The following is a 21,026-nucleotide window of genomic DNA, read 5'->3' on the forward strand; positions in this document are numbered from 1 at the left end:
CGTGGAGACTCCCTCCATTATGTCTATACTCCTATCATTACAAAGCAAAGGACACTGCTCGTTAAAATGATTAAAAAACTTTTTTTTATTTTCCCACTAATTATCTTATTGCTGGTGTGCAAAGTAAGTACTGCTGATGGCACATCTGAAATTAATGCGTCTTATGCTGAAGTCAATAAACTTGCAAAAATTGATAAAATTGGGGAAAAGGTAAATTTATCTCAGTTGCCAAGTCCCTATAACGTTTTATTGACGCAACCCTTAATGACTAAAGCAATTGAAAAATATTATGATCGCACAGCAGTTGTAAAAACGATTGAGGCATACCTGGAGCAATCGAAGAATATTTATCATCGATCTATTATTATGTTGGTGGATAAAAATAAAAAGCGAAATAAGCCGGATATCGCACAGACAAAAAAAGAAGCGATCGTTGCTGAATTAGCATTTATTGCAATCAATTTTGATGAGCTGCCAAAGAAACTTGTAGATGATGTGTTGCATACTAATATTCCTTTTGGTCAGTTATTGACTCAGTATCAAGTAAAAGTACTGACTCAAGATCGAAATTATTTTAAAGTAAGCTGTAATGAAACTTTAGCAACCTTAATTTCTTGTCCTCTAAATCATTCTGTTTATGGTAGAACAAATACCATTATTAGAGCAGATAACAAAAAATGGCTTGCACATGTTATAGAGATTTTGCCTAATCCAGTGCAAGAGCAGGCGAAGCATAATTAATTGAGTAATAACTAAATTATTCATACTATTCTGAGTATATGATGAGTGTTTGTGATACTATCTCCATTTTTAGAGCAGCTTTAGTTCGTAGTTAATACGGATTTGGTTTACTTACTTTACTGGCAAAAACTAAAAGTCATTGCTTGGAGTTTATTATTTAAAATATGAGGCTGTTGACCAATTGAACTCACTATCTAAATTGTCGCGCTTTATGTGACACCCAGCTTTGTAAGAGCCTAATATTGGTTCAAGTAGATTCACAATGTTTTGATCTCAAAAGGTACAGGACGTAGGGGATCAGAATGAATGGTCAACAAATCCTCGGGAAAAGGGAGTTTTTTATGTGGAATGAAAAAGTAACAAAACCATTCCTGATTTCTTATATAAGTTTCTTGTTTATTGCCACTTTTTTCTTAACTCCTACAATCACTAGCTTTTACTATTATGCTTGGGGAAAACATTTAGCTTGGTCCTATTTTGATGGTCCTCCTATGATTGCCTATTTGTTTTATATTTCTAATGCAATTTTTGGTAATACATTTTTTTCGGTTAATATTGTTGGTTTTTTTTGTTTATTTGTAAGTACTTATTATATATATAAAATAGGTTGTCTCTTACTTAATCAGCAGGTGGGATTAATTAGTGCGCTAATTTGGATTGTTTTACCGACTACTACTGAAAGTATTTTTGTTCGTGTTTTATACGATGCTCCCTTAAATTTGTTCACTATTCTCTCTTTTTATTATTTTGCACGTTATATTTCATTAAAACGTATTTTAGATCTTTATCTGAGTGCGGTTTTTATAGGAGCAATGATTTTATCGAAATATACTGCTGTTGTGAGTATTATTGGGCTGTTAGTATATGTTTTGTTTTCCAAAAACAGACAATTGTTTCAAAGTATTCATTTTTATTTGGCAAGCTTGATTATTTTTATAATGGCACTGCCAGTGATTTATTGGAATGCAACTCATCAGTGGGTTTCTGTTACGTATTTATTAAATTTTCACAGTCATGCCCAAAGTAATACCTCAGTAACTCATTACTTCTTAGAATTATTATTTGTATTACTTATTAACTATTCAGTTTTTTTATTTTTGGCTGTATTTGGATGGTTCAAATATCAAAAAAATAAAAAGAAGGAGAGTAACGAAGTTTTAGAATTAACTTATGCAGTCTTGTTTGTTGGTCTTGGCTTTTGGTTAGGGGCAGCATTGTTAGGAGGAGATGCGCGTGCAATATATTTGACTCCTCTAGGGATGAATCTTGCTCTAATCGCTGCTTATTATATTACTCAATTCCAATATAGGCGCATTTTTATAATCATTTATTCATTCTTTTTGCTCTTTAGTATCATTCTGATTCTTGTAAATTCCTGGCCCATAGCAACCTATTTAAAAAAAGGCAGGACATATTCCATATTGCAAAAAGCCTTATCTCTACCTGAAATCATTAAGCAAGAGCAGCCTATTGTTAGTAGTTATTTTTCAAATGCTGCTGCATTAAGCTTTTTTAGTCCTAATGCCTCTGTTTATGCGATACCTTGTGGCGATATTAATCAATACCAATACTGGGGAGCTGAATTTTTAAATGATTTATCTAAAGGGAAAATTGATAAAATCTCTTATATAGATTTTTGGGATAGTAAACAATGTGCGGAACGTTTTTTTAATAAATGCCAAGCAGTTGCTACATTATCTCATCAGAAAATGATTCCTGTAGTCCATAAGTTAACTAAGCCTGTGTATTTATTTGTGTATGAATGTTCTTCTCCACGCAAGCAAGTTTAATAGGGGTTGTGTCTATTTATTTCTTCATCGCTTATTTATCTGTTATTTTGTAAAACTTGTAATAGGATGTAGAACTAATAACGATTTAAATACTTATGTTGCGCTGCTCATTTTATAACGTAATAATAGTCCCGTGTTTCGTTACAAACAGAAAGTGTTTGTATTTTTATTTCTTATTTTAAGGGAAAAAAATGAAAGGAAAATCATTTATAGGATTGATGGTTATTGCGCTCTCTTTGACGAAAGCAGCTTATGCTGATTTTACTTTTTACTCCAGTACAAATGATTGTAAACATGTCTCTGGTGATTGGAAAGGATCAGGCACTGCCTCTCATTGGTTGGTAGAGTGTGCTTATGAGGGGTCAGGAACAATAAGTGGAGTTGGCCGCGAGGGTGGTTTTACAGTAGATGTGGAGGCGTATAAACTTTCGGGTTCAAGCCTTTGTCCCCACCATACAAAACATAAATTGACTGGGGTATGTGTTAATGGGGTAGTTACTATAAAAACAGAGTATGGTAATTTATCAGGCTATTTTTCAACAGACTCAGGTAGCTCCAATGGTACTCTAAAAGTTGCCCCAACTATCGATGTAGATGTAGCCATTCAATTTCAACGCCAAGTTAAAGGATAATCACGTATAACCTGGGAGCAAGTTCGCTCCAGGTTTTTACTGTTTATACGTTTAAGCGAATAAACTACATCCTAATTAAGTGATTTTTTTAAAGCAACGATATGTTGATATGCTTCGTTGATCCTTTCCTGGCTTATCTCTCCCGAATTAACTTTGGCTTCGATGAGATCAATAACCTGATCAGGATCTTGTGGTGCAGCCGGTAAGTTATTACCAAATATTAACATATCGGCACCAGCATTTATTGCTAATACTAATGCCTGTTCAAGCCCATAATTATCACTAATAGCTTTCATTTGCATATCATCAGTAATAATAACCCCTTTAAAATGCAGCCGATTGCGTAAAAGATCAGTTAAAATTTTATGAGATAGGGTTGCTGGTAATCCAGAAGGATCCAATTGTCGATTTACAAGATGTGCTGTCATTACAATACCGCAGGAGGCAGATGAACTAAGTAATTGCTGAAAAGGTTCTAATTCATAAGCTTGCCAAGTATCGGTTACATCCACAAATCCTAGATGTGAATCTTTAGTTGAACTCCCATGCCCCGGAAAATGCTTATAGGCGCATTGAATTTTTTGATTTAAGAAGTGTTGAGAATAAATGCTGGCATAACGAGTGACCTGCTTGGGATCACTGGAAAAACTTCTTTCTTTTTTGCCAATAATAGGGTTGTCTGGATTGACGTTTACATCAAGCTCTGGAGCAAAATTTAAATTAAAACCTGTATTTTTTAGTGTTTGAGTCATTGTCTCAGCAGTAGACTCTGCTTCATTAAGTGGTTTTTTTCCTATTTCAGCTGCTGACAAAATGGGAGGGAATCCGTATTGTTCTCCTAATCGATTTACTTGGCCTCCTTCATAATCTACAGAAATAAGTAGTGGTAATTGGGGACGGTGATGCTTTAGATTGGCTTGTTGAGTAAAATATTGCAAATTATTATTTAGTTGATGAACTTGTTCAGGACTTTCAATATTTTTGTCAAAATTTTTGGTGTGGTAATTATAATCAAATAAAATAACTCCTCCGATGTTATCTTTTTCAATAATTTTTATTATTGAAGACTGGGCATTGACTTCTTTTCCTTCAAAACCAATAAGAAGCATTTGGCCAATTTTATCACGTAAGCTTATTTCAGATGTAGCACAAGCAATACAACTTACAGAAATACCTAAAAACAGTAATAGAGAGATTATAGAGTTCATGTTTGGCCTGTATACTACCTAAGTGGATTAAATTTTATCACTTGGTGTCATTTGGTGCAATGTGCCCCTTTTCTGGAGGTGTAACAAATTTGTTGCTTTACATTTATTACGTCATCTTCCGGTATTATGCCATCTTCCGGTATTATGTCATCTTCCGGCTTGACCGGAAGATCCAAGTTCTTTGCTCATCGATGGACCTTTCGGTCAAGTCTAAGAATGACAAAGCTCTAGCGTAATAAGACATCAACAATTTTGATACATAACCCCTTTTCTTATAGAGTCGACATACTTGTATCCTATTGAATCGGGATTACCAAACTTTTTCTTATTTATTGGTACACTATTTGCGCTAATTGCAGCGATTATTTTTCGTATTTCTCCCTGGTTAATTGACGCAATGATTTTATTGAGTATGCAGTAATTCATATTTGTTTATGTAAATAATTGTGCTTTTATCGCATTAATGTACATCTTATCAATAACTTCTATAATTAAAGAAGCAGGTCCTGCTGCAGTAGATGATGTAGGGCCAACACATTCTGCATAAAACTGGACTGAACTTTTTGCTGCCAGAAAGGGATCTTTAACGACACTATGAAATGCGCTGATAATTCCTGAAAGTAAATTTCCTATTCCAGCCACTTTTTGTACGAGTTCTGAGTCGAAATTAAATTGCGCTATTTGATGTGAGGCAACTACAATATGCCTTTTCCCACTGACCACTATAGCCATATCATATTTTTTTGATAATGATTTTGTATTTTCTATTATAATTTTTTCATCAATAAGAAGCATGTTTTCTTGAATTACAAGTTCTCCTGTAAGTATGCTTGCAATTTCATTGGGATAGCCACGGAGGATAGAAATGCGATGATTTTCAATCATATTGATTATAGCATCGGTTCTGTATCGACTTGCGCCTGCGCCTACAGGATCTAAGATAATCGGCACATCCAATTGTTTTGCCATTTTGCAAATATGATTACATAGTTTAATAAAAGAATCGTCTAATTTTCCCACATTTATCACTACTGATCCTGTGATTTTCAGTAACTCTTCAAGCTCTTGTTTTGCATTGCACATTATGGGGAACCCCCCAATACTGCGTATGCCGCTTGCAACATACCCCATAGGGAAATAATTAGTGATTGTTAATATAAATGGCTTTTGTTGCCTAATTTTTCTTAACGTGTCATTTATTTCTGGGGTCATAAAAATTCCATTTCTAAATTATTTTAATTGAAATGATTACAAATAGCAGAGATTTTTAGAAATGCCTTGCCTGATAATGGCAAGGCTAGGTAAGTCAGTATCAATAACAGCGCAATTGGCCCCAACCATTTCGCCAGCATCCTGGATGATATGGAGCTGGCGATGAATTAGGTCCTGGATGGTTGAGAACGCATCCGCCATAACCGTTTCTATGCCAGCCATGTCCACATCCTTGGGCTGCATCTGCAACTGATGTGTAACTTACAGCAAAGAGTAAAGAACCAACAATAATACCCGAACGTAATACTTTTGAAATGCAAGAATAAGTATTCATTACATCCTCCTTGGTTTTACTTTTTTTCTCTCCATTTAAGTATAGAGTTTATTTTTTGGATTGAATTATTTTTTAGCAAAAAAAATATTGATACAACCTATTGTTAAATCTTCAAAATTGTGTTGAAAAGCAAAATCGACTCTTTTTAATATAAGAAATTTTGGCTCTATAATTACCATTCCTTATCCCATAAATCTAATTGTATTCCTGATGAATTTTTATTTTTACAAAATTTCTGAATGTTCAAGTAAGGCTCTGATTCAATATTTAACCCAAATCGTTTACAAGCCAGCTGGAATCGAGTTTTAAGAAGGTTGGCATATTCTCCTTCACCGCGCATACGAGTACCAAAGGTTGCATCATATTCTTTTCCTCCGCGCATTTGGCGGATAAGACTCATTACATGCTCTGCTCTTTGTGGAAAATGTTTGGCAAGCCATTCTTTAAATAATTCCTTAACTTCGTAAGGTAACCTTATTAGGACGTAACTGGCATATTTCGCTCCAGCTTGGGCAGCTGCTTTCATGATTCTTTCCATTTCCATGTCATTAATCATTGGAATAATAGGAGCAATCATAATGCGCACAGGTATCTTATTTTCAGATAAATGTTTCACGATTTTTATCCGCCCAGCTGGTGTGGTAGTTCGTGGCTCCATAATCCGTTTTAAATCAGCGGAAAGAGAAGTGATACTTATTGCAACTTTGATTAGATTTTGTTTGGCCATATGAGACAAAATGTCTGAGTCACGTTCAATCAGCGCATTTTTAGTGATGATAATTACTGGATGATTGTGATTTTCTAATACTTTCAAAAGGCTGCGGGTAATTCCAAGTTTTGCTTCTACAGGTTGGTATGGGTCTGTATTTGCGCCCAAGACAATTGGTTTACATCGATAATTTGATTTATTAATTTCTTTTTCTAAAATCTTTGCCGCATCAACTTTATAAAAGATTTTAGTTTCAAAATCGATTCCGGGAGATAAATTCATATAAGAATGGCTTGGTCTGGCATAACAATAAATACATCCATGCTCACAACCTCGATAAGGATTAATTGATTGTTCAAAACCAAGATCGGGTGAATCATTACGGCTAATGACTGATTTAGGATACTCTGGGAATAATAAAGTTTCCAATGGTGGTAAAATTTCTTCTTGGATATCCCAACCATCCTCAAAATTTTCGCGAGTCTGGGGTTCAAAGCGTCCATCTGGATTACTCAGAGCACCTCTATTTTTAATTGTTTGATTGGACTTCATAATTATTTTATTTAATAAAAAGCGTGTCATTATATCATATGCGTTAAACCTAAAAAGCATGGTTGAATCTGAAATAAAGTAGCTAATGAGAGGGTAGATTCATTCGCTTTTTTTAGGTAAATCGAGATGGGAAAATGACACTAAGATGGTCGGTTTATGACCGCTGCAGTCATTCTCGAAATACACGTTTGTTTTCCTTCTTCGTTAAAAATTTGAATTTGCCAAACCTGAGTGGAACGACCAAGATGGATTGGAGAAGTGATTGCAGTGACTAATCCTTCTTTAACTGAATGAAGATGATTGGCATTAATTTCCAAACCAACGCAAAAAAATAGCTTTAAATCAATTACAGAATTTGCAGCAGTACTTGCTACTGTTTCTGCTAATGCCAGATTGGCTCCTCCATGAAGAATTCCTATTGGTTGTTTTGTGCGTTCATTGACTGGCATAGTTGCTTTTAAAAAATCATCACCAATCTCTATAAATTGGATATCAAGATATTCAGACATTGTATTTTTTCCGAATTGATTGAGGTCTTTTAATGAAATTTCTTTAAACCATATAGCCATATTTTTTCTCCATTTTTCTTAAAATTAAGATAAACTGTATTTATTCAAAAACCAATAATAAATTTTTATGACGAATCAAATATGCATGCGCTGTTATGTTTCTGGAAAAGTCCAAGGAGTATGGTATAGGGCTTCTGCCCAATCGGAGGCAAGAAAGTTAGGTATTAGTGGCTGGGCACGAAATCTTGATGATGGACGTGTTGAGGTTTTTGCTTGCGGCACCGTTGACAATTTGCAAATGTTCTACGAATGGCTAAAAGTAGGGCCCAAGCTTGCTGTCGTAGAAGAATGTACTTATGAAGAGCTAATATGGCAGGAGTATAGTGGTTTTGACACGTTTTAGAGTACTTTGTTTTCATGAATAAGTTAACTGTATGATTTGATAAAATGTCCTATAGATTCAACCAACTGAAAAACTTGATCGGGCACAAAGAGTTCTAATTGAGCAAAAACATGGATCATCCCTTTAAATTCTTCTAATTGAACAGCAACACCTAAAGCCTCTATTTTTTTTGCAAAGGCAATAGCTTCATCAAATAAAGGATCATATTCAGCTGCGGCAATATAACATGGTGGTAATAATTCCAAGTGCTTGAAATAGATTGGCGAGGCCTGAATACGATCCCCTTCATCTCGAAAATAATTATCAAAATACCATTTAATTTTTTCTCGGGTTAGCAAAAATCCTGTTCCATTGCGTTGGTATGAGTCATAATTCATCGAGAAATCAACTGAAGGGTAGATTAAGGCTAGACCTTTAATCGTATTATCGTCGCGCTTCTTCATGTTATGGCCTACTGAAATCGCTAAATTGCCCCCTGCGCTATCACCAACTAAAAATACGTGCTCTGTATTCACTTGAAAATCTTTTAATAACGATACTCTTTGTTCAAAGACAGCAATGCAATCGAGTAGTCCAGCAGGGTAAGGGAATTCAGGAGCCAGCCTATATCCAACTGAAACAACCACCGAATTGCTAGCAACAGCAATTCGTCGACAAAGAGCATCATGAGTTTCGATACTGCCTGATAAATGCCCACCACCATGAAAATAAAGAGTCAAGGGTAATTTTTTTTGCGGGGCAGGGTGGTAAATTCGGGTTGCTATTTCATGACCAGCGAGCTTAACTATTTGATTACTTATTAATGGCACAAATGTTTTGGGTTGTAGCACAAAGGCTTCGGCTGTTTTTTCGGCAAGATTGCGTACTTCTTCAGGTGTACATACTAATGGTCTAGTTTTCACTAAATCTAAAAAATTTTGCAAGGAACGTGGAATATCATTATGCGACATCTCTTTATGCTCCAAATAATAAAAAAATAGTTCAGTTTTTGTTTTGAGTGCCTTTCACAATCAGTAATGTAACAATAAGTAGCCAAATTGCACTTAAGATAATAATAAAACTAACCAAAGGATCAACTTGTAAATAGCCCATGATGATGACGCTCAAGGTTGCAAAACACATATTGACGAAACTCATCATGGCGGCAGCACTGGCTTTATCCGAAAGGGCATTTGATGCGATTAAAGAACCTCCGGAAAATAATAATCCACTAAACAAATACAAACTGGCTGTGGTTAGGAAAAACCATAATGACGATTGGCTTTCGAGGAGCCACATGATTAATAAATTCCCGATTCCAAAAGCGACCCCCAAAAAACCAATAGCAATGACTTGCTTTGCTGATAAACGGGCAAGTAATTGTTTCGCAGATAATCCTCCTAAAAGCATGCCAACAATATTGAGACTATTCCAGTAGCCATACTCAGCAGCAGACAGTTTTAATAATTTTTCAGCTACTTGGGGACCTGCTGCTGAAAAACAGTAGGATATTGCAGAGCAACATCCAACGACTAAAGAAAAAATCACAAGTTGCTCAGAAGCAAGAGCAGTATAATAATCACGAATAATGGTTATGACGCGAATCGGTTTAGGATGAACTAATGTTTCACTAAAAACGGCAGTTCCTAAAAGCATGATTATGCCGTGTGCCAGTAGAAACCAGAAACACCCTTGCCAATGGAGGTATTCAGTAATTACTCCACCAATTACTACAGCAATCCCTATACCCAGAGCAAAAGATAATACTGAATAGGCCATAGCAGTTTTTCGTTGTGATTCAGGTAACCATTCATTGATAAGTATGAAGGTACATGCAAGTCCGCTCGCAGATCCTAGTGCAGTGATGAGTCGACCACTAACGAGTATCCAATAATTCTCTTGCCCAATAGCGAACAAGCAGATGCAAATTCCAACTAAATTAATTGTTAATCCCGTGCGTAATGCTTTTAAACGTCCAAATTGATTGGCAAGAGGGGCATAAATCAGTTGACCAGCAACATAGCCAATTAAAAATGCGGAAACAATCCATTCAATAGTACCAGGGCTTAAGATATATTGAGTTTGAATCTGAGGTAAAGCGGGGGTAATAATCGCGGCTGAGACGGATGCAATAGAAATATAGTTGAGCAACCAAAATAGATTAAATAAGGATGGTTTTTTCTGTTCTGGCATGATGCTCCTTAACTATTGCTTTTTGATAGGGCCATAAATTTTAAAAATTTATTTGTTTTTGTCAATGAGTTTTTTTCAAAATGATTTTTGAGATCGCAAAAGATGCTCACTTTGTATGATTCACTTTATTCCATAGACGCTTTGCGGAAAGTTCTAACTACTTCTTTGGTTTGATTATCAATGATTTCACCATGTATGTCATAAAAATTTCCATTGACTTGGGTCAGCATCCAAGTATAAAGCTTTTCAAGATCATTTCCGGTTTGGGTCGCAATTTTTTCTTCTTTACAGTATACATATGCAGTAAATTGCTCTTTCATTTTAAAAATCCTTGATCCAAGCCCTATATTATTAAGTTTAGTTGTTTTTCTTCTATTCATCACCTTTTAAAGATAAGTATTGAACTATAATTTAAGTAGAGGAGATGTATTTCAGGAGATTAAGATGAATACCAATTTTTTAGCTACTGTGATCGGTTGGTATTTTGTGATTATGAGCCTGCTCTTACTTATAAGACGCGACATTGTAGTAACAGCAATGAGAGAATTAATGGGACAACGAGCTGTGATGTTGGTTGTTGGGATTATCACATTAATTCTTGGTCTATTAATGGTTACAAGCCATAATATTTGGGTCATGGGATGGCCTGTTATAGTGACTATTATCTCATGGTTAATACTTATTGGTGGCTTATTCAGACTCTATTGTCCGGATACCGTTTATAAAATTTGGAATAAAACTATAGATAAGTCGGAAAAATTGACTGTTTGTGCTGTAGTTACATTAATTATCGGTCTGTTTTTACTGTATAAAGTTTATTTTGGGTAATGAACATTTCTCCCAAGACGACGTTTGCCACTTTGAAAATAGGTTTGAAGTAAAGCCGATTAATAGATCGGCTTTAATAAGTGAATAACTGATTGGATTTAACTTCTTGGTAGTATTCATTATAGAAATATTTTAAATCTTCAAGAAGTTCCTTTAGTGCTTCAACTTGATAGTCGTGTGCGTGATAATTTTTATCTAATTGTCGGTATGTTTCTTCAAAATTTTCATATGCATATTCCGTTTCTAGATTCTCTTTATCTTTAACCTTTTGTATTTCAACAAACATATCGTCAATTTGAGTTTTGATGTTCTCGTAATCTTCCTTATTTCCAGGAATTTTGGCGCTTATTTCAGATTCATTTCGTGAGTGATATAACAAATAAAGAGCAAGAAGCCCAATGGGTACCAAAACAAGTAATCCCCAATAATAGTTATTAGCCGGTTCATAGTGTTGAATTTTACATTCCTGAACAACAGGGTTTTCTGAACCAGAGTTAATGGTTAGTGGCTGAAAGGTTGTTTTATATACAAGATTTTCAGGTTTGGATATGAAGCACATGTCGCTTGCAGCGAATTTTTGCTGAGGCTCCTGAAAAAATGAAGGATTTGATTTTGATTGTATAGAAGACTGGGAGTAAGAGAAAGAAGAGGATAATTGTTTAATTTCTTGAGGTTTTTTAGGAGGTTGCAAGCCTTTGAGTTCATGTTGAACTTTGACCCATTGATGCATTGAGGTTATCAACGCATTTAACTCTTGTGCTTTCCCCGCAATTGTCTCGAAACTGGTTGTTTTTGCTTTAGGTGCATTTAAATGAATAATAACTTGACGAACATGTTCTTTTAATGCTTGATTGGTTTTAATGAGATCGGTTGTCGTTGATGGGAATTGTGCTAGAGTATCTTGATTGTGTATGAACGTATTTAGTTTTTCTCGTTCATAGGTTAGCCATTTTTTTAAAAATGATAAGTTTTGTTCGTGCTGAATGGCTTGATGATATGCTTGTGTATTCGCTTGAATAATTTCATCAATATGTATTGAGGAATCATCAATAAAGAGTTCAATTTGTTCGAGCAAGGAAAATAATTGCTCTTTAAATTGATAAACTGTATATACTTCTCCAGCCTGCCCTAATAGATCTATAGTTTGCGAAATCACTTTTTGGAACTGATCAAGTTCATGCAAATCAGATATTGCTTTTGCATAATGATCTAAAATTTTATCTTGCATATCAATAAGTTGAAAATTAGGACAATTTTTAAGTTGTTCAATAGTTAATTTCAATGTCGATACAGGGCTTTCTACAAGAGCTGTACTTTTTCCGCATTCCTGCACTGCTTGAGTCGGATAGGCTTTTAAATCATCGGGTTGATCAATTGCGAAGGTATAAGGATGAGGGTTTACTGGATTAATATTAAGTGCAAAATGTAATATTCTATTACGGTCTGTAGATAATTGTTTAATGGTTTTTGAGAGTTCGCCAAGACGATCTTTTAATAACTGTGACTCAAGCATTTGCGTTAATTGAGGCTGGATCTGGGTTTCAATAACATTGCGAAAGTTTGCTAAAAATAATCTGTCTGAACCAACAAAAGGCGAAATATTTTTTTCAACAGTACGAACATACCGCACAAGATATTCTAATTGTTCTTGAGTTTGTTTGATGTTAGGGTTTTGACTTATCCCTTTCAGAATATAATTGAGATCGAGTAAGAAAAAATTTATGGGCTGATTAAGATGTTCTTGACGTAGCTCTTTATTTCTTAATAATAAGTAATCACCAGTTTTTTGCATTAAATCGTATAACTTGGACCATTGTACCCGTTGACTATCAATAGGTTGGACATGGAAATCATCTCTGGTTAAAATATGCCTTGTTTTATAAGCATTAGAGTAAAACCAAGAATGTTCATAAACATTTATTAATGCTTGTGAGTCATCGGCAAACCATGAGCTAGGATTTGCTAAATAATCAGTATAAATACCTGAGTGAGCACGAGTTTTTAGTATCCATGCTCTCTGGTTTAGTTCTTCTTCAGTATAACAAGCTTCGGAATGTAGCCAAAAGCGCGCCTGATTGCGAAGGGATAGATAAGATGCTTTGTATTGATGTTTTTCTTTAGTCATACTTCTTCTCACTCCTTGAGATAGCTCAATAAATCATAATTATTGTGCGGTTGATAACTAATTAGAATATTTTTAAATCAATTAATTTGATAACATTCTTTTTGATAAGATGCAATAAAAAAAAGAATTGGGTTCATAATTGTGGTGCAGTATGGTGTTTTTTGTTAAATTATATTTTTTTACTTAAATGAGTTGATTATGCCTTCTTTTGATATAGTCTCTGAAATTAATAAAGTTGAGTTACGTCATGCTGTTGATAATGCGGTACGGGAGATGACTACCCGCTTTGATTTTCGTGGAGTAGAAGCAAGTATTGAGCTAAACGATCTTACGGTTACTTTACGTGCAGAATCGGATTTTCAAGTCAGACAATTAGAAGATTTATTTCGTAATCACTGCAGCAAAAGAAATGTTGATGCTTCTGGTGTTGATATGGAGGATGAACCCGTACACAGTGGCAAATTTTTTTCTTTAAATATGACTTTTAAACAAGGTATCGATCAACCTACTGCTAAAGAAATTGTGAAATGTATTAAAGACTCCAAGGCCAAAGTGCAGACATCTATCCAAGGAGATAAAGTACGGGTGACAGGGAAAAAACGTGACGATTTGCAAGAAACTATTGCGCTTTTAAAAAAATCCGACATCAAGTTGCCGCTGCAATATGAAAATTTTCGGGATTAATTTTAGTTCAGTGCTCCTGGATTCCGCGGACAAGCTGCGGAACGTTGGAGCGTAGTGCTGGTTGGTTTTTTAGAGATATGCAATAAGATTCAGACGATTGCAGCTCAATAGGTCTAAGTTTATTTAATTCACAATTTCATCAATTTTAGCAGAGATTCTTGCTAATAAATAAGGATCCGTTTTTGCAAGACTACGAGCAACTTTTAGTTGAGCTACCGCAGCTCTTTTTTGTCCTTCAAGAAGTAAGCATTGGGCTTGAGTAAAATAGGCATATCCCTTTTTATGGGCTTGAGCTTGTGCTTGAGCTAGCTGACGACAAAGAGGCAGATCTTGTTTATATTTCCTACTTCCTTTAAGTAAGATAGCCGTTGCTTTTTCATTTTGATTTGCAACCAGTAAACCGTCAGCATAGGCCATAAGTGCAGCATAATTATCTGGATAATTTTTTTGCATTTCTTCTAGTCGAGAAAGCGCTGATTTATATTGTGTTAAACCTGCTTCAGCTTGTGCCATGGCAATCTGAAAATAGAGATTATCGTGTTGTTCTAATAAGGGAGTCAGAATTATAGAGGCTTGGGTATATTTATTGGCATTGATTAATGCAAGTGCATGTCCATATTGACAGGCGTGGGCAGGGGTGTTTTTGTTACATTGATGTTCGTAATAATCAAGTAAGCGTTTAGGATCGCGTATGACTGAGGTCCGAATTATCTCTTTGACTAAGGCATAATCATTGGAGTCCGAATACTTTTTGTGAGCAAAAGAAGCGGTGCGACTATCTGCTTCAGCAATTCTGTCTCCATCCAGAGGATGAGATCGCAGGATTGCTGGTACATTTGCAGTATAATAATAGCGTGAATTTTCCTGCATTTTTTTAAAAAAAGCAGCCATGCTATGGGGATTATATCCAGCCTTAATCAACATATCGATTCCGATTCTATCTGCTTCTTTTTCTTTGGAGCGGGCAAAGTTGATATTATCTTGAGAAAATCCTGACAAAGCGCCCATCATTCCAGCCATTCCTACAGTAGGATTGATTACGCCCAATGCAGCAGAGGCCAGTACTGTGGCAAGCATAGGAATACGCATTTGTTTTTGATGTTCTATCATGCTGTAGAGATGATGCAAACGCACATGTGCGATTTCATGGGCCATAACCCCAGCAAGTTCGCTTTCACTAGTGGTGGTTAGAATTAATTGAGAATTAATACCTATATGTCCACCAGGACCTGCAAAGGCATTGATTTCATTTGATTTTACAATAAAGAAATCAGGTGGTTTAATATGGCCTGCTTGAGCAAGATTTTTTCCAATGTGATTTACATATTGGGATGCCAAGGGATTTCGTTCCACACTTTCTGATTGATTAATTTGTTGGACAAACTCTTTTTCCAATTGATCTAATTCACTTGTTGAATAAGGTGATAATCTTTCAACAGCGAAAGAAGACTGGGCTAAAATACTGATTAACAGAATCCAGTGGATGTTTTTCTTAATGTTCAATTTAATCATTAGGCTACTCAAAAATTGAATAATTTGTTATCATTCACGCATTGTAACTACTCATTCTTCTTTCGTTCTCTCAGACCGCTTTCAGGGACGACGAGCTATTAAATACGTGAGCAGTTACTAGCATTTTATAAAGGTACTCAATAATGCACAAAAAGTTTTTGCTCGCAGCACTCGAACAAGCCCGTCTTGGGCAAGGTCATTGCGCCCCTAATCCTTGCGTTGGTGCTGTTGCTGTGCAAAATGGAACTATTATAGCACAAGCATGTCATCGAGGTGCAGGGACTCCACATGCGGAACAATTATTGTTAACACAAATTCCTCCTAAAACACCAGGAGTTTGTTTGTATATTTCTCTCGAGCCATGTAACCATTGGGGAAGAACTCCTCCTTGTGTGGATGCAATTATTAATCATGGTGTCGAAGAGGTTGTTTTTGCATATTTAGATCCCAATCCGATTGTTGCGCAAAATAATTCTTCAGAAAAGCTGCGTTTACGAGGAATTAAGGTGATACATTACCCCATAGCAGAAATTACGGAGTTTTATAAAAGTTATACTTATTGGACCTTAACGCAAAAACCTAGGATCACTGTTAAAATAGCACAAACATTAAATGGTAAAATTGGTCAAGTTGACGGAGAACGTGTTATCCTATCGAATGCTTTATGTGAACAATTTACTCACCAAATGAGAGCGGCTGCTGATGTAATTCTCACTACGGCTAGAACAGTGCAGTTGGATAATCCTAGAATGAATGTTCGCTTAGACAATGAAGAACAGAAAAAAACTATAGCAATTATTGACAGACAATTAAGTCTTAATCAAGAAGCTAGAGTTTTTTCAACAGCGGCTCATTGCCATATATTTCATTGTAATGAGCAGAAAGTTTTTTATCCCAATAGTACCTTTCATCTAACGCCTGAAAAAAATGGGGTTATGGATTTAAATGCTGTAATAAAGCATTTAGGGGCATTGGGATATCATGATGTTTGGGTGGAAGCAGGTGGTGCTCTTTTTAGTGCATTACACCGGGAAGGATTAGTTCATCGAACTTATTTATATATTGTTCCCACTAGTTTGGAGCACAATGCAATTTCAGCGTACCAACAAAGTGGGGTATTTAGCCGAGCGCATACTGTTTCTTGGCATGCTATGGAAGACAACATGATAGCATGTTTGGATTGGCGGGAGGATGAAACAAATGAGGTCGCGTTATGAAGCATTCATTAGTTACAATAGAACATGCAGTGGAAACACTCAAAGCCGGTAAAATGATTATTTTAATGGATGATGAAGATAGAGAAAATGAAGGAGATTTGGTTGTAGCTGCAGAATATGCAACTCCAGAGGTAATTAATTTTATGTCTCGACAAGGTTGTGGTTTGATCTGCTTGTCTATGGCTGACGAGCTCATTGATAAATTACAATTGCCGATGATGGCACAAAATAATAAATCGCCTTATGGTACGGCATTTACTGTATCAATTGAAGCAGCAAAAGGTGTATCAACAGGTATTTCGGCTAAAGATAGGGCTCAAACGATTAAGATAGCAATTAATCCTGAAAGTGGTCCAGCGGATGTTATCTCTCCAGGACATATTTTCCCTTTACGGGCCAAGAAAAAAGGTGTGTTAGAAAGACCAGGCCAAACAGAAGGTAGTGTTGATTTGGCTAAGTTAGCAGGTTTGACCCCTGCTGCGGTGATTTGTGAAATTATCAATGAAGATGGTACCATGAGCCGTCGTGATGAATTAATTGCATTTTCTAAAAAGCATGATATTCCACTGGTTACCATCAAGGATCTGATTGAATATAGAATTCGTCATGAAGTGTTAATCGATGCAGCGGCATCAACGCGTATTCCTTTGCAGAATAAGGGTGATTTTAAGATGACCGTATTTGCAAATGAACTGGATAAAGCAGAGCATTTTGCTTTAGTTAAGCCGTCTGTAGTTGCGAATCGAGTTCCTTTGGTACGTATTCATTCAGAATGTATTACAGGAGATATTTTTGGTTCTTGTAAATGTGATTGTGGTAAACAACTTGAGCAATCGCTTTCTATGATTGCTGAAGAAGGAGGAGTATTAATTTATTTACGTCAGGAAGGCCGAGGAATTGGTTTAGCTAATAAATTAAAAGCCTATGCGTTGCAAGAGCAAGGTTTAGATACAGTTGATGCGAATCATCAACTGGGTCTGCCCGTTGACAGTAGAGATTATGCTATTGCTTATCAAGTGCTTAAGTATTTTGGCATTGAGGCAATAAGATTATTAACTAATAATCCATCAAAAATTGCTGCTGTTGACCGTTATGGGATAAAGGTAACTGAGAGAGTGCCTTTAGAGATAGAGCCTACTAAGGAAAGTCACAGATATTTAAAAACGAAAAAAGAGAGAATGGGGCATTTGTTGGCAATCAATTAATGGCTGCTACTTGAATAAAGGTGGCGCTCTTAATTCATTATAGCCTGGGTGAAGCAACGCAAAACTTGGGTTTACTTAAATTTAATGTCAGTTCGGGATAAACGATTGAATCATTACTTCGAATCGCTCAGACTTCGAGAAGTTTAAGTACCCTCTCAGTGCAAACAGAGCTGGGGCGAATAAACTCTTTATCCGAAACTAGCATAAATGTAAATAAACTCTCCAGGTTTTGCTTGTTTCGCCAAGGCTAAAAAGGCTTGGCAAGAATCCCATATTCTCTATTCCATAAGTATTAAATGAGCAGGATAAAGTCAATTATGACAAATTTTATTTTTATTACAGGTGGAGTAGTATCTTCCTTAGGAAAAGGTATTGCGGCTGCATCACTCGCTGCTGTTCTTGAGGCACGTGGTCTTAAAGTGACACTGATTAAGCTTGATCCCTATATTAACGTTGATCCAGGAACGATGAGCCCGTTTCAGCATGGTGAAGTTTTTGTGACCCATGACGGCGCAGAAACAGATTTAGACTTAGGACATTATGAACGTTTTGTGAATACAACTATGACAAAACGTAATAATTTTACTTCAGGGAAGATTTATGAAACGGTTATTAAAAAAGAAAGACGGGGCGACTATTTAGGGGGTACGGTTCAGGTAATTCCTCATATTACCAATGAAATCAAACGATGTATCAAATTAGGCGCTGATGATTTTGATGTAGCAATGGTAGAAATTGGTGGAACTGTGGGGGATATAGAATCACTCCCTTTTCTTGAGGCTATTCGCCAAATGCGTATTGAATTAGGTTCACAACGAACTTTATTTATACATCTTACTTTAGTCCCTTATATTGCTACTTCAGGTGAGACAAAAACAAAGCCTACTCAACATTCGGTGAAAGAATTACGTTCTATAGGGATTCAACCTGATATTTTGATCTGTCGATCTGAAAAAATATTACCCATGGCTGATCGTGCTAAAATTGCATTATTTACTAATGTTGAGAAAGAAGGGGTTATTCCTCTTGAAGATGCCCCAAGTATTTATCAAATTCCAAGAATATTATCCGAGCATGGCTTAGATGATATTGTGGTTAGAAAATTGGGACTTAATGCAAAACCAGCTGATTTAAGCGAATGGGATCGTGTTGTTGCAATGCAGGCTATTCAAACCATGACTGTAAAAGTTGCGATGGTTGGTAAATACATTGAATTGAACGATGCTTATAAATCAATCAATGAAGCATTATTGCATGCTGGAATTCATACGCAAACAAAAGTTGAAATTGTTTATTTGGATGCTGAGCTTATCGAGAAACATGGTGCATCGCTTTTAGAAAGTGCCGATGCTATTCTTGTTCCAGGTGGATTTGGTGAGCGAGGTATTGAAGGAAAAATTAAAGCGATTCAGTATGCCCGTGAAAATAAAGTCCCATTTTTAGGAATTTGTTTAGGAATGCAAACTGCCGTAATTGAATTTTCTAGGAATGTCATTGGCTTAAAAGAGGCAAATTCCACTGAATTTAATCAAGATACTCCATATCCGGTACTTGGGTTAATTAGTGAATGGATGGATGCAGATGGTTCTAAGCAGCTTCGTGACGAGAATGCTGATCTAGGCGGAACAATGCGCCTGGGGGCGCAATTATGCCAATTGGAAGAAGGTACTTTGGCGCGTAAGGTATATGGAAAACCACAAATTATAGAGCGCCATCGACATCGTTATGAAGTTAATAACAAGTATGTTGAAAGCTTAGTGGAGCATGGCTTGATTATCTCTGGCCGATCCGCGGATAATTCTTTAGTTGAAATGGTAGAATTAGCAGATCATCCGTGGTTTTTGGCATGCCAATTCCATCCTGAATTTACGTCAACTCCGAGAGCAAGTCACCCATTGTTTAAACAATTTGTACTTGCTGCTCGAGAGAAACATCAAGGAAAAAATGAAGAATGAAATTATGTGGATTTGAAGTGGGTTTGAGTAAACCTTTATTTTTAATTGCTGGCCCTTGTGTCATTGAAAGTGAGGAATTAGCGTTAGAAACTGCAGGTTATTTAAAAGAAATATGTGGTGAATTACAAATTCCTTTTATTTATAAATCCTCATTTGATAAAGCAAATCGTTCTTCTATATCCAGCTATAGAGGTCCTGGTTTTGAAAAGGGATTATCTATTTTGGAAAAAGTAAAAAAGCAAGTTGATGTTCCTGTTTTAACGGATGTTCATGAAGATACCCCTTTGCTGGAAGTATCTAGCGTTGTTGATGTATTACAAACACCTGCTTTTTTATGCAGACAAACTAATTTTATCCAGAAAGTAGCGGCCATGAATAAGCCTGTTAATATCAAAAAAGGTCAATTTCTTGCTCCTTGGGAAATGAAGCATGTGATTGCTAAAGCAAAAGCCACAGGCAATGACCAGATTATGGCCTGCGAGCGTGGGGTGAGTTTTGGTTATAACAATTTGGTATCCGACATGCGTTCTTTAGCCATAATGCGTGAAACGGGTTGCCCTGTTGTTTATGATGCGACACATTCAGTGCAATTGCCAGGTGGTAATAATGGGGCTTCTGGCGGACAACGAGAATTTATTCCTATTCTCGCTCGTGCTGCAATAGCTGCTGGAATTTCAGGCTTGTTTATGGAAACGCATCCTGATCCGGATAAAGCATTAAGCGATGGTCCAAACAGTTGGCCATTGCATAAAATGAAACCGCTATTAGAGTCACTAAAAGCGTTGGATGTTGTCTATAAAAATTATGGTGAGATTGAACTTTTGGTTTAGGATTTTGTTGATTACTGGATTTTCTATGTTGTTGCGGCAGTGGCTATGCTGCCGCTAGAAACCTAGATGCTTTAGGATAAAAGCAATCTTTATATGAGAAGTTCTTGTGGATTAAATGAGCTATAATTTGATTAAGTAATTTTTTTGAGGTTGATTATGTCTAATTCTAAATGGGATGAGATTCACAGAAAGTCACAAATTGAAAATCCGAAATCAGAGTTGGAAAAAGAACTTGAGAATAAATCTGATGCAATAGATACAGAGGTTGAATTGCGTACCGATATTCTTAACACTCGGATAGGTGCAATGGATACACCAGAGAAAATAAAGGCTCAGAAAGATAACTTAGGTCCTAAAGATACTACCATAGAAAATGATGAGCTAAATACACCTAAGCCTTAGGTTATT

The 21,026-nt window shown here is 36.1% G+C and carries 21 protein-coding genes; 11 read left to right on the forward strand and 10 right to left on the reverse strand.

All coding sequences use genetic code 11. From position 1 onward, the window contains the following. The first annotated feature begins 66 nt into the window (after nt 1-66). From Lsan_RS15165 to Lsan_RS15175, 3 genes are all read left to right on the forward strand, one after another. Nucleotides 67-741, forward strand: coding sequence for a hypothetical protein (locus Lsan_RS15165; RefSeq protein WP_058514981.1), 675 nt, complete (start codon nt 67-69; stop codon nt 739-741). A gap of 341 nt (nt 742-1,082) precedes the next feature. Further along, nucleotides 1,083-2,531, forward strand: a complete 1,449-nt coding sequence (locus tag Lsan_RS15170) for a glycosyltransferase family 39 protein (protein WP_058515041.1) — start codon at nt 1,083-1,085, stop codon at nt 2,529-2,531. A gap of 191 nt (nt 2,532-2,722) precedes the next feature. After that, a complete protein-coding gene (locus tag Lsan_RS15175; RefSeq protein ID WP_058514982.1) occupies nt 2,723-3,163 on the forward strand; it encodes a hypothetical protein in 441 nt (146 codons plus the stop codon). Nucleotides 3,164-3,234: 71 nt separating this feature from the next. Here the strand turns inward: Lsan_RS15175 and Lsan_RS15180 are convergent, their stop codons facing one another. The 5 genes from Lsan_RS15180 to Lsan_RS15200 form a co-directional block, all read right to left on the reverse strand. Then, the gene (locus tag Lsan_RS15180) at nt 3,235-4,371 is read right to left on the reverse strand and encodes a glycoside hydrolase family 3 protein (protein WP_058514983.1); all 1,137 of its coding nucleotides are present in this window, start codon (nt 4,369-4,371) and stop codon (nt 3,235-3,237) included. A 432-nt stretch (nt 4,372-4,803) separates the two neighbouring features. Beyond that, nucleotides 4,804-5,583, reverse strand: a complete 780-nt coding sequence (gene thiM, locus Lsan_RS15185; protein WP_058514984.1) for a hydroxyethylthiazole kinase — start codon at nt 5,581-5,583, stop codon at nt 4,804-4,806. A gap of 100 nt (nt 5,584-5,683) precedes the next feature. Beyond that, nucleotides 5,684-5,917, reverse strand: coding sequence for a GCG_CRPN prefix-to-repeats domain-containing protein (locus tag Lsan_RS15190; protein WP_058514985.1), 234 nt, complete (start codon nt 5,915-5,917; stop codon nt 5,684-5,686). A 172-nt stretch (nt 5,918-6,089) separates the two neighbouring features. Next, nucleotides 6,090-7,178, reverse strand: a complete 1,089-nt coding sequence (locus tag Lsan_RS15195; protein WP_058515042.1) for a PA0069 family radical SAM protein — start codon at nt 7,176-7,178, stop codon at nt 6,090-6,092. A 140-nt stretch (nt 7,179-7,318) separates the two neighbouring features. Next, nucleotides 7,319-7,747, reverse strand: a complete 429-nt coding sequence (locus tag Lsan_RS15200; protein WP_058514986.1) for a hotdog fold thioesterase — start codon at nt 7,745-7,747, stop codon at nt 7,319-7,321. Nucleotides 7,748-7,814: 67 nt separating this feature from the next. On the opposite strand from Lsan_RS15200, the gene Lsan_RS15205 reads away from it, so the two are divergent. Next, a complete protein-coding gene (locus Lsan_RS15205) occupies nt 7,815-8,090 on the forward strand; it encodes an acylphosphatase (RefSeq protein ID WP_058514987.1) in 276 nt (91 codons plus the stop codon). A 23-nt stretch (nt 8,091-8,113) separates the two neighbouring features. Here the strand turns inward: Lsan_RS15205 and Lsan_RS15210 are convergent, their stop codons facing one another. The 3 genes from Lsan_RS15210 to Lsan_RS15220 form a co-directional block, all read right to left on the reverse strand. Then, the gene (locus Lsan_RS15210; RefSeq protein ID WP_058514988.1) at nt 8,114-9,040 is read right to left on the reverse strand and encodes an alpha/beta hydrolase; all 927 of its coding nucleotides are present in this window, start codon (nt 9,038-9,040) and stop codon (nt 8,114-8,116) included. Between the two features lie 31 nt (nt 9,041-9,071). Next, nucleotides 9,072-10,262, reverse strand: coding sequence for an MFS transporter (locus Lsan_RS15215; protein ID WP_058514989.1), 1,191 nt, complete (start codon nt 10,260-10,262; stop codon nt 9,072-9,074). Between the two features lie 125 nt (nt 10,263-10,387). Continuing rightward, a complete protein-coding gene (locus tag Lsan_RS15220; RefSeq protein WP_058514990.1) occupies nt 10,388-10,582 on the reverse strand; it encodes a hypothetical protein in 195 nt (64 codons plus the stop codon). A gap of 124 nt (nt 10,583-10,706) precedes the next feature. Between Lsan_RS15220 and Lsan_RS15225 the strand changes: the two genes are divergently transcribed. Then, nucleotides 10,707-11,090 carry a hypothetical protein gene (locus Lsan_RS15225; protein ID WP_058514991.1) on the forward strand — a complete coding sequence of 128 codons (384 nt, stop codon included), beginning with the start codon at nt 10,707-10,709 and terminating at the stop codon, nt 11,088-11,090. A 73-nt stretch (nt 11,091-11,163) separates the two neighbouring features. Here the strand turns inward: Lsan_RS15225 and Lsan_RS15230 are convergent, their stop codons facing one another. Beyond that, nucleotides 11,164-13,215: a hypothetical protein gene (locus Lsan_RS15230; protein ID WP_058514992.1), complete on the reverse strand. Its 2,052-nt coding sequence runs from the start codon at nt 13,213-13,215 to the stop codon at nt 11,164-11,166. A gap of 198 nt (nt 13,216-13,413) precedes the next feature. On the opposite strand from Lsan_RS15230, the gene Lsan_RS15235 reads away from it, so the two are divergent. After that, nucleotides 13,414-13,899, forward strand: a complete 486-nt coding sequence (locus tag Lsan_RS15235; protein WP_058514993.1) for a YajQ family cyclic di-GMP-binding protein — start codon at nt 13,414-13,416, stop codon at nt 13,897-13,899. A 123-nt stretch (nt 13,900-14,022) separates the two neighbouring features. Here the strand turns inward: Lsan_RS15235 and Lsan_RS15240 are convergent, their stop codons facing one another. Continuing rightward, entirely contained in the window at nt 14,023-15,411 is a 1,389-nt protein-coding gene (locus Lsan_RS15240) for a M48 family metalloprotease (protein ID WP_058514994.1), read from the reverse strand. A 143-nt stretch (nt 15,412-15,554) separates the two neighbouring features. On the opposite strand from Lsan_RS15240, the gene ribD reads away from it, so the two are divergent. The 5 genes from ribD (at nt 15,555) to Lsan_RS15265 (ending at nt 21,020) form a co-directional block, all read left to right on the forward strand. Then, on the forward strand, nt 15,555-16,628 hold the full coding sequence (gene ribD / locus Lsan_RS15245) for a bifunctional diaminohydroxyphosphoribosylaminopyrimidine deaminase/5-amino-6-(5-phosphoribosylamino)uracil reductase RibD (protein WP_058514995.1): 1,074 nt from the start codon (nt 15,555-15,557) through the stop codon (nt 16,626-16,628). Further along, complete coding sequence (locus Lsan_RS15250) at nt 16,625-17,833, forward strand: bifunctional 3,4-dihydroxy-2-butanone-4-phosphate synthase/GTP cyclohydrolase II (RefSeq protein WP_058514996.1); 1,209 nt, start codon at nt 16,625-16,627, stop codon at nt 17,831-17,833. Before ribD ends, Lsan_RS15250 begins: the two co-directional genes overlap by 4 nt. A 317-nt stretch (nt 17,834-18,150) precedes the next feature. Further along, nucleotides 18,151-19,788 (forward strand): CTP synthase, encoded by a 1,638-nt coding sequence (locus tag Lsan_RS15255; protein WP_058514997.1) that lies wholly within the window; start codon nt 18,151-18,153, stop codon nt 19,786-19,788. After that, complete coding sequence (kdsA, locus tag Lsan_RS15260) at nt 19,785-20,618, forward strand: 3-deoxy-8-phosphooctulonate synthase (RefSeq protein ID WP_058514998.1); 834 nt, start codon at nt 19,785-19,787, stop codon at nt 20,616-20,618. Before Lsan_RS15255 ends, kdsA begins: the two co-directional genes overlap by 4 nt. A gap of 156 nt (nt 20,619-20,774) precedes the next feature. Then, nucleotides 20,775-21,020, forward strand: a complete 246-nt coding sequence (locus Lsan_RS15265) for a hypothetical protein (RefSeq protein WP_058514999.1) — start codon at nt 20,775-20,777, stop codon at nt 21,018-21,020. Nucleotides 21,021-21,026: the final 6 nt, after the last annotated feature.

This window comes from Legionella santicrucis, from assembly GCF_001468135.1.
Taxonomy (GTDB): Bacteria; Pseudomonadota; Gammaproteobacteria; order Legionellales; family Legionellaceae; genus Legionella; species Legionella santicrucis.

Bases quoted from the DNA above. Each gene is read 5' to 3' on its own strand.
- Lsan_RS15165 (WP_058514981.1), top strand. From the start codon at position 67: ATGATTAAAAAACTTTTTTTTATTTTCCCACTAATTATCTTATTGCTG.
- Lsan_RS15205 (WP_058514987.1), top strand. From the start codon at position 7,815: ATGACGAATCAAATATGCATGCGCTGTTATGTTTCTGGAAAAGTCCAA.
- Lsan_RS15235 (WP_058514993.1), top strand. From the start codon at position 13,414: ATGCCTTCTTTTGATATAGTCTCTGAAATTAATAAAGTTGAGTTACGT.
- Lsan_RS15200 (WP_058514986.1), bottom strand. From the start codon at position 7,747: ATGGCTATATGGTTTAAAGAAATTTCATTAAAAGACCTCAATCAATTC.
- Lsan_RS15250 (WP_058514996.1), top strand. From the start codon at position 16,625: ATGAAGCATTCATTAGTTACAATAGAACATGCAGTGGAAACACTCAAA.
- Lsan_RS15225 (WP_058514991.1), top strand. From the start codon at position 10,707: ATGAATACCAATTTTTTAGCTACTGTGATCGGTTGGTATTTTGTGATT.
- thiM (WP_058514984.1), bottom strand. From the start codon at position 5,583: ATGACCCCAGAAATAAATGACACGTTAAGAAAAATTAGGCAACAAAAG.
- Lsan_RS15255 (WP_058514997.1), top strand. From the start codon at position 18,151: ATGACAAATTTTATTTTTATTACAGGTGGAGTAGTATCTTCCTTAGGA.
- Lsan_RS15170 (WP_058515041.1), top strand. From the start codon at position 1,083: ATGTGGAATGAAAAAGTAACAAAACCATTCCTGATTTCTTATATAAGT.
- Lsan_RS15240 (WP_058514994.1), bottom strand. From the start codon at position 15,411: ATGATTAAATTGAACATTAAGAAAAACATCCACTGGATTCTGTTAATC.
- ribD (WP_058514995.1), top strand. From the start codon at position 15,555: ATGCACAAAAAGTTTTTGCTCGCAGCACTCGAACAAGCCCGTCTTGGG.
- Lsan_RS15265 (WP_058514999.1), top strand. From the start codon at position 20,775: ATGTCTAATTCTAAATGGGATGAGATTCACAGAAAGTCACAAATTGAA.
- Lsan_RS15220 (WP_058514990.1), bottom strand. From the start codon at position 10,582: ATGAAAGAGCAATTTACTGCATATGTATACTGTAAAGAAGAAAAAATT.
- Lsan_RS15195 (WP_058515042.1), bottom strand. From the start codon at position 7,178: ATGAAGTCCAATCAAACAATTAAAAATAGAGGTGCTCTGAGTAATCCA.
- Lsan_RS15190 (WP_058514985.1), bottom strand. From the start codon at position 5,917: ATGAATACTTATTCTTGCATTTCAAAAGTATTACGTTCGGGTATTATT.
- Lsan_RS15230 (WP_058514992.1), bottom strand. From the start codon at position 13,215: ATGACTAAAGAAAAACATCAATACAAAGCATCTTATCTATCCCTTCGC.
- Lsan_RS15175 (WP_058514982.1), top strand. From the start codon at position 2,723: ATGAAAGGAAAATCATTTATAGGATTGATGGTTATTGCGCTCTCTTTG.
- Lsan_RS15215 (WP_058514989.1), bottom strand. From the start codon at position 10,262: ATGCCAGAACAGAAAAAACCATCCTTATTTAATCTATTTTGGTTGCTC.
- kdsA (WP_058514998.1), top strand. From the start codon at position 19,785: ATGAAATTATGTGGATTTGAAGTGGGTTTGAGTAAACCTTTATTTTTA.
- Lsan_RS15210 (WP_058514988.1), bottom strand. From the start codon at position 9,040: ATGTCGCATAATGATATTCCACGTTCCTTGCAAAATTTTTTAGATTTA.
- Lsan_RS15180 (WP_058514983.1), bottom strand. From the start codon at position 4,371: ATGAACTCTATAATCTCTCTATTACTGTTTTTAGGTATTTCTGTAAGT.